The sequence below is a fragment of the Rhizobium sp. BK538 genome, assembly GCF_014197575.1.
In the GTDB taxonomy this organism is placed as follows: Bacteria; Pseudomonadota; Alphaproteobacteria; order Rhizobiales; family Rhizobiaceae; genus Rhizobium.
Genome location: NZ_JACIFT010000014.1, coordinates 190,899 through 200,881 on the forward strand (window position 1 = coordinate 190,899; position 9,983 = coordinate 200,881).

Below are 9,983 nucleotides of genomic sequence, written 5' to 3' on the forward strand. Positions count from 1 at the left end.
GGCTTTTTCCATGCAATCCCTTGCATGTAGGCCCGTGTCATGCAATGGCGACCCGCATATTGAGGCGGTGACATTTCCCGCCCCTGCACAGCCATCGGAGAGCAGCATGAGCCAGTCTGGAAAAAACGGCCTGACCTATAGCGACGCAGGCGTCGATATCGATGCCGGAAACCTTCTGGTGGAGAAGATCAAGCCCGCCGTGCGCTCGACGCGCCGCCCCGGCGCCGACGGCGAAATCGGCGGCTTCGGCGGCCTGTTCGACCTGAAGGCAGCTGGTTTCACCGATCCGGTTCTCGTCGCCGCCAATGACGGCGTCGGTACCAAGCTGAAAATCGCGATCGACGCCGATTTTCATGACACGGTCGGCATCGATCTCGTTGCCATGTGCGTCAACGATCTGGTCGTCCAAGGCGCCGAGCCGCTGTTCTTCCTCGATTACTTTGCCACGGGTAAGCTTGACCCCGACCAGGGTGCGGCGATCGTCGAAGGCATTGCTGCCGGCTGCCGCGATGCAGGCTGTGCACTGATCGGCGGCGAGACGGCCGAGATGCCGGGCATGTATTCCTCCGGCGACTACGACCTTGCCGGCTTTGCCGTCGGCGCTGCCGAGCGTGGCCAGTTGCTCCCCTCGGGCGACATTGCCGAGGGCGACGTCATTCTTGGCCTTGCTTCCTCGGGTGTTCACTCCAACGGCTTTTCGCTCGTGCGCAAGATCGTCGGGATTTCGGGCCTCGCCTGGGATGCCCCGGCTCCGTTCGCGGAAGACAAGAGCCTTGGCGAAGCACTGCTGACGCCGACGCGCATCTATGTAAAGCCGCTCCTGAAGGCGATCCGCGAAACCAAAGCCATCAAGGCGCTGGCGCACATCACCGGCGGCGGCTTCCCGGAGAATATTCCGCGCGTTCTGCCGAAGCATCTGGCAGCCGAGATAAATCTTGCTGCTGTCAAGGTTCCTACGGTGTTCTCCTGGCTTTCCAAGACGGGCGGCGTTGAGGCCAAGGAAATGCTGCGCACCTTCAACTGCGGCATCGGCATGATCGCAGTCGTTTCGGCTGAGAACGTTGCGACCGTCACCGCCGCGCTCGAAGCTGAAGGCGAGACGGTCGTGGCACTCGGCCGCATGATTGCCCGCGCCGAGGGTGCAGCCGGTACGCTCTACAAGGGTACGCTCGCCATATGACGACGCCGCGCAAACGCGCCGTCGTCTTCATCTCCGGCGGCGGTTCCAACATGATGGCGCTAGTGGCCGCGGCCAAGGCTGCCGACTATCCGGCAGAAATCGTCGGCGTCATCTCCGACAAGGCCGATGCCGGCGGACTTGCCAAGGCGGCAGCCGAAGGCATTCGGACATTCGCCTTCGTCCGCAAGGACTACGACAGCAAGGAAGCGCACGAGGAAGCGATCTTTGCGGCGCTCGATCAACTGTCTCCCGACATCCTCTGCCTTGCCGGATACATGCGGCTGCTGAGCGGCACTTTCATCCAGCGCTACGAAGGCCGGATGATCAACATCCACCCGTCCCTACTTCCGCTCTTCCCCGGCCTGCACACCCATCAGCGGGCGATCGATGCTGGCATGCGGGTGACGGGATGCACCGTTCACTTCGTTACCGAAGGCATGGATGAAGGGCCAGTCATCGGCCAGGCGGCCGTGCCGATCCGCTCCGACGACAGTGCCGAGAGCCTAGCGGCGCGCGTGCTAACCGTCGAGCACCAGCTCTACCCGCAGGCGCTGCGGCTGTTTGCCGAGGGCAAGGTGCAGATGGAAGGCGGCAAAGCCGTCAGCACAGGCGCCCTCGCCAAGTCAGCGGAAAACGGCAAAGTCATTTCGATCATCGGCGAGCGCGCCTGAACTCAGGCGGCAAGCGCCCGCGGCTGATGCAGCGTACCATCGCTGTAGACGAAACGGCCCTTGCGGAACGTGGCGCGGATGCGGTGCACGTCACCAACCTCGACGACCACGAGATCCGCCTGCTGGCCGAGGGCGATCTCGCCTCGATCCAGAAGACCGGCCGAGCGGGCCGCATTGCGCGTCGCCATGGCGACGGCATGGGGCAGGCTCGTGCGATCGGCGATCTTGAAAATGCCAGGCACGAAGGCTGCGGGATGGTAATCAGCGGCGACAACCGTCAGCAGGCCGGCTGCCGCGGCGTCGAGCGCACTGAGATTGCCGGACATGGATTGTCCGCGTAGGGCATTCGGAGCGCCCATCAGCGTCCACAGACCCCGGCGACGCGCCTCTTCTGCCGCGGCAAGCGTCACCGGAAATTCGCTGATCGTGACGCCGAGATCGTGCATTTGCGCGACCTTTTCGGCGCTGTCGTCGTCGTGGGAGGCGAGCGAAAGCTTGTGTTTCAGGGCAAGATCGACGACCCGCTTCAGCTTGATCTCGATGTCCGGATTGTCGCGCATCTCGATGCGCTTGGTGACCATCTCGGCGGCCATCTCCTCGGAAATGGCGCGGCGTTCGGCAATGCTCAGGATGTAGCTTTCGATGTTGTTGTACTGGCCCTGCCCAGGCGTGTGGTCCGTCAGCGAAACCATATCGACATGACCGGCATCGAGCAGCTTCTCAAGCGTGGGTGCGGCACCGAGGTTGGTGATCTCGTAGCGCGCGTGGACGCGGTGATCGATCAGCAGGTCATCCTTAAGCCGGTTGATACCCTCGATGACGGCCGAGGTCGTCTCAAGCGAGCGGACATGACCGTAGACGCTCTCTGTCGCGAAGGAGACGGCGGCAAAGGCGGTCGTGACGCCAGCCGCCGCCAGCTTCTTATCCAGTTCGTGAATGCTGAAATCGATTGGCATCGGCGCGTTCGGGCGCGGCGCGATCTCGCGTTCCACCATGTCGCCGTGAAGATCGACAAAACCCGGCATCAGCAGGCGCCCGCCGCCATCGATGGCGGCGTTGGCGACCGGCTGTTGCCGAACTTCAGCGATCGCGCCGTCCTCGACGCGCACCGAGCCGTGGCTCACGATCTCATCTGGAAGGACAAGAGTAAAATTGCTGAGCCACATGGATCTGCTCCGAGAGGGTAATTGTGACAAGCCGGAGCGCATAGCGCTGATTCATGACATAGGTGTGAACGCAAAGACGAGTTGGTCATGTGGTTGACCAACTTCACGCCTGCCGCTGGTCACAACTGCTGCAAAGCTGAAACAAGCCGCCGCCGTGGAGCATTTGCGGCCGATTTCGCTCTAGAGTAACGTCTCGCGGTTCAATGTCGCCCACTGCAGCAGGATAATCGTCTTTGCGTCGACGATCTCGCCCTGCTCAATCATCGTCATCGCCTTGCCGAGCGGCACTTCCAGAACTTCGATATCCTCGTGTTCCTCGGCAAGTCCGCCACCGTTCGATACCCGATCGGTCGTATCGATCGATGCGGCGAAGAAGTGCAGCAGCTCCATGCTCGAGCCCGGCGAGCTGTAGGCCTTGAACAGGAAGCGCATGTCTCGAATGCGAAATCCGGTTTCTTCCATGGCTTCGCGGCGGATCGCGGCTTCCGGCTCATCGCCATCGAGCAGGCCCGCCGGCGCCTCGATGATCCAGGCCGGTTCATCATGAAGGTAGACCGGCAGGCGGAACTGCCGGACCAGGACAACCGTGTCGCGCTTTGGATCGTAGAGCAGGATCGTCGCTGCGGGTGTGCGATGATAGACCTCGCGCTGCAGTCGGTGTGTCTTGCCGTCGGAATCCGTGTAGTCAATCTGGAAGCCGCTGAGACGCGTCCATCCGCTCGAGAGCGTCTTTACATCGACGATCTCGGCTTTTGCCTTGTCAAACTTCGTCATGCGGCATCCCTGCGCAGCCAGACCTTGTTGTCGTGAACCGCCGCGCCGCCGTATGGCGCGACCGGATCTGCGCCAGTCAGCACGTTGATGCCTTCGCCATCGACATGCGCCTTGTTCGGCCAGAGACCTTCGGCGATCAGCACACCCGGCTTGACCTCATCGGTGATGCGCACGTGGATGCGCAGGTCACCACGACTGTTGCCGATCCGCACGAGGTCACCATGCTCAATGCCGCCGTCGGCAGCATCGGTCGGATTCATCATCAGCTCCGGTCGCCCCTCTTTCTGGCGCGAGGTCTTCGTCTCCGAGAAACTCGAATTCAGGAAGTTGCGCGCCGGCGATGTTGCGAGCCGGAACGGATGCTCGGCATCCGCCACCTCAATGACATCCACCTGATCCGGGAACGGCGGCAGTCGCTCGTGCGGGCCAAGAGCCCCGACGGCGGCCGGCGGTTTATTCGGCGCGGGACCGTTGACCCAGTCCGGCCGGAAATGGAACTTGCCATCCGGATGCGCGAATCCCTTGAGGAAATGCGCATCCTCGAAATCCGGCTGACGGTCGAACCATTTGTGTTCGAGGAAATGATCGTAGCCCGGCAGGTTGCTGGCCTCGAGAACCCGATCGATCATTTCGCGCGCGGTGAAGCCGAAGCCGGGGCGATCGGCGACGCCGAGCCGTTTGGCCAGTTCCTCGATCACGAACAGGTTCGTTCGCACCGTCGATGGCGGCTCGACCAACTTGGGACCGAGGAGGATGTGGTTCTGGCCACCAGCGCGGTAGATATCGTCATGCTCGACGAACATCGTTGCCGGGATGACGATATCGGCCATTTCGGCCGTCTCCGTCATGAACTGCTCGTGGACGGCGACGAAGAGGTCGTCGCGGGCAAAACCGCGCTTCACCAGCCGCTGCTCCGGCGCGATGTTCACCGGGTTGGTGTTTTGGATCAGCATGGCCGTGACCGGGCCGCGATGGCGCAGCGCTACGGCATCGCCTGCCAACGCACGGCCGATTTGCGACTGGTCGATCATGCGGATATCCGCATCCTTCATCGACTTGCCCGTCAGTTCCGCATTGCTCATGCGGAAGATATCGCTGTTCGAATGGAAGGCCCCGCCGCCTTCATATTGCCAGGAGCCGAGGACGGTGGCGATGGAGGCAGCGGCGTGCATGGCGACGGCGCCGTTACGCTGCCGCGTGAAGCCGTAGCCGAGGCGGAAATAGGTCTTCTTCGTCGTGCCGACGAGCCGTGCAAAGGCCTCGATCTCGTCCACAGACAGACCAGTGATGGCCGCAGCCCATTCCGGCGTTTTCGTTTTCAGATGCGCTTCAAGGCCGCCTGGATCGTCGGCGTATTTGGCCATGTAGTCGCGATCGGCGTAGCCGTCGCGGAAGGCGATATGCATGACCGCACAGGCAAGTGCCGCGTCCGTACCCGGCTTGACGATCAGCGCCATGTCGGCCTGCTTCATCGTCGGATTGTCGTAGATATCGACGACGACGATCTTGGCGCCGCGTTCCTTGCGGGACTTGATGGCGTGGGTCATCACGTTGACCTGTGTGGACACCGCGTTCGTACCCCAGATCACGACGCAATCGGTGCGGCCCATCTCGCGTGGGTCAGGTCCCCGCAGCGTCCCTGTCGCCATCGTGAAGCCGGTCCAGGCCGGATTGGTGCAGATCGACGAGAAGAAGCCGGAATAGCGCTTGGCGTGGCGCAGGCGATCGATCGAGTCGCGCTGAACCCAACCCATGGTTCCGGCATAGTAGTAAGGCCAGATCGCCTCACTGCCGTCCCGGGCTTCGGCCTTGACGAAGGCTTCGGCGATTTCATCCAGCGCCTCGTCCCAGGAAATCTGCTGCCACTGCCCTGCCCCCTTGGCGCCGGATCGGCGCAGGGGATGCATCAGCCGGTCCGGGTGATAAAGTCGTTCGGCGTAGCGCGCGACTTTGGCGCAGATAACGCCCGAGGTATAGCTGTGATCGTTTGCGCCGCGCACACGGCCGATGCGGCCATCGTCACTGATCTCCACCTCCAGCGCGCAGGTCGAGGGACAGTCGTGCGGACAGGCAGTGTGACCGAGCCTGATGTTCGACTTGGCGGATTTGGCGTGAATGGGGGTCGCAATGTTCATGGCTTTTCTATATTCGAACCGGAAACCGGCCAAAAGTCACAAATGACGTCGATCAGGCGAATTCATAACGGGCATCAGCAAAAATGAACTACCGCCACATCTACCACGCGGGCAATTTTGCCGATGTGCTCAAGCACGCCGTTCTGGCGCGGCTGATCCGCTACCTGCAGAAGAAGGATGCGGCGTTTCGCGTGCTCGATACCCATGCCGGTATCGGACTCTATGATTTGTCCTCCGAGGAGGCACAAAAGACCGGCGAGTGGAACGAGGGTATCGGCAAGCTCCTGGGGGCGGACCTCGCTCCGCAGGTCGCAGAGCTGTTGGAGCCATATCTTTCCGCTGTCCGAGAACTGAACCCGGAAGACGGCATCCGCTTTTATCCCGGTTCGCCAAAGCTCTCGCGCATGCTGTTTCGCCCGCAAGACAGGCTTTCCGCCATGGAACTGCATCCGGAGGATTTCGCGCGGCTGCATCGGCTCTTCGAGGGCGATCATCATGCACGCATCACCGAGCTTGACGGCTGGCTGTCGCTCGGCGCGCACTTGCCCCCGAAAGAGAAGCGCGGCATCGTCCTGGTCGATCCGCCGTTCGAGGAGGATGGCGAATACGAACGGCTGGTGGATGGTCTGGCAAAGGCCTACCGCCGTTTCCCCGGCGGCACCTACTGCCTTTGGTATCCGCTGAAGAAGGGCGCGCCGATCAAGGAATTCCATGAGGCATTGCAGGCCCTCGATATTCCGAAAATGCTTTGCGCCGAACTCAGCGTGCGCAGCGATCGCGGCATCACGGGGCTGACAGGCTCCGGCCTGATTATCGTCAATCCGCCCTTCACGTTGAAGGACGAGCTGCATGCTTTGCTGCCCGCGCTCAAGGACCATCTGGCGCAGGATCGCTACGCCTCGCATCGCGCATTCTGGCTACGCGGTGAAAGCAGGGCGGCAAAGGAGGATTGACCGACTCCTGGCGGCGCGAAATAGTCGCGCCGAGACATAACGATATGGAACAACGACCATGAAGATTCTTTGCGCTCCAAGCTCTCCCTATTCCAGCAAAGTACGGATGGCGGCGCACTACCTGGAACTCGATGTCATCGAAATCCGTGTGGACACCAATGCCGGCCCGGCAATCCTTGTCGACAACAACCCACTTGGCAAAATCCCGACGCTGCTCACCGACGACGGACTGTCGATCTTCGACAGCATCGCCATCATGCACTATTTCGGCCGACTGAAAGGCAAGAAGCTTTATCCCTCGAAGAACAGCAAACGGACGGAGGCTGAAATCCTCGAGGCGCTTTGCGACGGAATCTGCGACTGCCTTCTCGCAATCGTCTACGAGCGGCGTTTCCGCGACGAGGAAAAGGTACACCAGCCCTGGATCGACCGGCAATGGAAGAAGGCCGTCAGTGGCTTGAATCACCTCGCCGTTCACCTACCGAAGATCGGTAAGCGGCTGCATGGCGGCCATTTCGCACTGGCGGCAACGCTCGGCTACCTCGATCTGCGCTTCAAGGGTCAGTGGGAGGCCGATCATTCCGAACTCATCGGCTGGCTTCGCCGGTTCGAAAAGAAGTTTGCCGCCTATGACGACCTGAAGCCTCAGAGTTGAGCCTAGCCTTGGTCGGTCTTGGCGAAATCGATGAAGGCGCGCAGCGCCGTCGGCAGCTGCCGACGGCTCGGATAATAGAGGAAGAAGCCCGGATAGAAGGGACACCAGTCTTCGAGCACGCGTATCAGCCTGCCATCGGCCACCGCCTCCTGCACCTGCTCCTCGAAAAGATATCCGAGGCCGCAGCCGTGCAGCACGGCATCCAGCATGATGTCCTGATCCCCCAGCGTCAGGGGACCGGCGACCTCGATCTCCAGTTCGATCCCGCCGCGTTCGAACTCCCATCGATAGAACGCGCCGCCGGCAAAACGGTAACGCACGCATTCGTGGTCGCGCAGATCGTGCGGCGTCACCGGCCTACCCCTGCCCTCGAAATAATTCGGCGCCGCAACCACTGCGAAGCGATGACGCGGACCGATCGGCACGGCGATCATGTCCGCGGCAATACTTTCGCCGAAACGCACGCCGGCGTCGAAGCCAGATGACACCATATCGACCAGCGCGTCATCGATGACGATCTCGACCTCGACGGAGGGGTAGGCCTTCAGGAAGCGCGAGACGATCGGCAAGAGCGCAAGCTTGGTGGAAGCCCGCGCCGCATTGATGCGCAGCTTGCCATGCGGTTGGCCGCGGAAATTGTTGAGATCGTCGAGTGCTGCGTCAATATCGAGGAATGCAGGCCGGATGCGATCGAACAGTCGCTCGCCGGCCTCAGTCAAGGCCACGCCGCGGGTCGTCCGGTTGACCAAGCGAACCGCCAACCTCTCTTCGATTGCCCTTAATGCGTGGCTCAGCGCAGAGGCCGTAACACCCAGTTCGACCGAGGCTTTCCGGAAGCTTCGGTGATTTGCGATCGCGAGGAAGATCGCCAGGTCGGTAGAGCGCACACGCTTCATTGATGAATTTTTCTCAGCAAATTATGAAACACAACGTAAATTCTCTCATCTCTGCCAATACGCTACCTTCACTCCGTAAGCAAATCGCAGCGCAACGGACAAAGGAGATCGTCATGCGTGTTTGGTTCATCACAGGGGCATCGCGTGGTTTCGGCGCCCTTATCGCTCAGGAAGCTCTCAATGCCGGCGACGCCGTCGTCGCGACGGCGCGCAATCCGAAGGGTCTTGAGGAGAAGTTCGGCAATCATCCCCATCTGCTCACCGTGTCGCTTGACGTGACCGACGAAGCCTCTGCGCACAAGGCAGCGGAAGCAGCCGTGAAGCGCTTCGGGAGGATCGACGTGCTGCTCAACAATGCCGGCTTCGGGCTTCTGGGCGCCGTGGAAGAAGCAACCACCGAAGAGATCGAGAAGCTCTACGCCACGAACGTCTTTGGTCTCTTGAAGGTTACCCGGGCGGTCCTGCCGCAGATGCGCCGCCAGCGCTCCGGGAATGTGCTTAACATCTCGTCCATCGGCGGCTACGAGTCGCATGCCGGTTGGGGTATCTATTGCTCGACGAAGTTCGCCGTCGAGGGCCTGTCCGAGGCTCTCGCTGCCGAAGTGGCTCCGCTTGGCATCAAGGTGACGGTCGTCGAGCCCGGTTTTTTCCGCACCGACTTTCTGGATGAGAGCTCACTTGCCGTGAGCCCGAGTTCGATCGCCGACTATCAGCAAACGCCTGTCGGCGCGATGCGCGAATTCGCTGCCGGCCATAATCATCAGCAGCCCGGCGACCCTGCCCGACTTGCTAAGGCGATGGTCACCTTGGCGCACGCCGAAAACCCGCCGCTGCGCATGCCGTTCGGCAGCGACACCGTCGCGGTGATCGAAGCGAAGAACGAGCACGTCGCGAAGGAACTCGCCGCATGGCGTGAACTTGCCGTCTCGACCGATTTCCCCAAGCAGGTCTAAGGGTTCCTCGCATAGACAAAAAAGCCGGGCTAGAGCCCGGCTTCAGACTGCTGACAAACCCCTGGCGTAGCTGGGGGTTTTATGATTCTGTGGGACATGTTGAAGAAACCTGCCCCCACCCAGACGGCTCTTGAGATGGTGACGCTCGACAGCCTGGTGCCGAAGGATCATCTGCTTCGCAAGATCGATGCGGTGATCGACTTTTCCTTCATCCATGACCGCGTTGCCGGGCTTTATTGCGCCGACAACGGCCGGCCGCCGCTCGATCCGACCTTGATGTTCAAGGCTTTGTTCATTGGCTACCTGTTCGGCATCCGCTCGGAGCGTCAGCTGGTGCGCGAGATCGAGGTCAACGTCGCCTATCGCTGGTTTCTGCAGATGAAGCTGACGGATGGTGTGTTTGACGCCTCGACGCTGTCGCAGAACCGCCGCCGGCGCTTCAGCGACACCTCGGTCGCCCAGGACATCTTTGATCATATCGTTGAGCAGGCAATCCGTCATGGCCTGGTGGATGGCACGGTGCTTTACACGGATTCAACGCATCTGAAGGCGAATGCCAACAAGGGCAAATATGATCTTGCGATGATCGAAAAGTCGCGC

General features: G+C 61.2%; 10 protein-coding genes. 6 read left to right on the forward strand and 4 right to left on the reverse strand.

Features of this window, described 5'->3' with window-relative positions:
- Window positions 1–106 precede the first annotated feature (106 nt).
- Both purM and purN read left to right on the forward strand, forming a co-directional pair.
- Window positions 107–1,180 (forward strand): phosphoribosylformylglycinamidine cyclo-ligase, encoded by a 1,074-nt coding sequence (gene purM / locus FHX09_RS19130; RefSeq protein ID WP_132595187.1) that lies wholly within the window; start codon window positions 107–109, stop codon window positions 1,178–1,180.
- Window positions 1,177–1,851, forward strand: a complete 675-nt coding sequence (gene purN / locus FHX09_RS19135; protein WP_132595185.1) for a phosphoribosylglycinamide formyltransferase — start codon at window positions 1,177–1,179, stop codon at window positions 1,849–1,851. The genes purM and purN overlap by 4 nt, the downstream gene beginning before the upstream one ends.
- Before the next feature lie 2 nt (window positions 1,852–1,853).
- Here purN and FHX09_RS19140 read toward each other — a convergent pair whose 3' ends face one another.
- From FHX09_RS19140 to FHX09_RS19150, 3 genes are all read right to left on the reverse strand, one after another.
- Entirely contained in the window at window positions 1,854–3,017 is a 1,164-nt protein-coding gene (locus FHX09_RS19140) for an alpha-D-ribose 1-methylphosphonate 5-triphosphate diphosphatase (protein WP_132595183.1), read from the reverse strand.
- 180 nt (window positions 3,018–3,197) lie between these two features.
- A complete protein-coding gene (locus tag FHX09_RS19145) occupies window positions 3,198–3,791 on the reverse strand; it encodes an NUDIX domain-containing protein (RefSeq protein WP_007801006.1) in 594 nt (197 codons plus the stop codon).
- Entirely contained in the window at window positions 3,788–5,926 is a 2,139-nt protein-coding gene (locus FHX09_RS19150; RefSeq protein ID WP_132595181.1) for a molybdopterin oxidoreductase family protein, read from the reverse strand. Before FHX09_RS19150 ends, FHX09_RS19145 begins: the two co-directional genes overlap by 4 nt.
- Window positions 5,927–6,009: 83 nt before the next feature.
- On the opposite strand from FHX09_RS19150, the gene FHX09_RS19155 reads away from it, so the two are divergent.
- Both FHX09_RS19155 and FHX09_RS19160 read left to right on the forward strand, forming a co-directional pair.
- Window positions 6,010–6,879, forward strand: a complete 870-nt coding sequence (locus tag FHX09_RS19155; RefSeq protein ID WP_183722242.1) for a 23S rRNA (adenine(2030)-N(6))-methyltransferase RlmJ — start codon at window positions 6,010–6,012, stop codon at window positions 6,877–6,879.
- Window positions 6,880–6,937: 58 nt separating this feature from the next.
- On the forward strand, window positions 6,938–7,534 hold the full coding sequence (locus FHX09_RS19160; protein ID WP_007801000.1) for a glutathione S-transferase family protein: 597 nt from the start codon (window positions 6,938–6,940) through the stop codon (window positions 7,532–7,534).
- Between the two features lie 2 nt (window positions 7,535–7,536).
- On the opposite strand, the gene FHX09_RS19165 is transcribed toward FHX09_RS19160, so the two are convergent.
- Complete coding sequence (locus FHX09_RS19165) at window positions 7,537–8,430, reverse strand: LysR family transcriptional regulator (protein ID WP_184450502.1); 894 nt, start codon at window positions 8,428–8,430, stop codon at window positions 7,537–7,539.
- A 113-nt stretch (window positions 8,431–8,543) separates the two neighbouring features.
- Here FHX09_RS19165 and FHX09_RS19170 point away from each other — a divergent pair, with 113 nt between their 5' ends.
- On the forward strand, window positions 8,544–9,383 hold the full coding sequence (locus FHX09_RS19170) for an oxidoreductase (RefSeq protein WP_132595175.1): 840 nt from the start codon (window positions 8,544–8,546) through the stop codon (window positions 9,381–9,383).
- 96 nt (window positions 9,384–9,479) lie between these two features.
- A partial coding sequence (locus FHX09_RS19175; protein WP_184450503.1) for a transposase occupies window positions 9,480–9,983 on the forward strand: 504 nt, incomplete at its 3' end.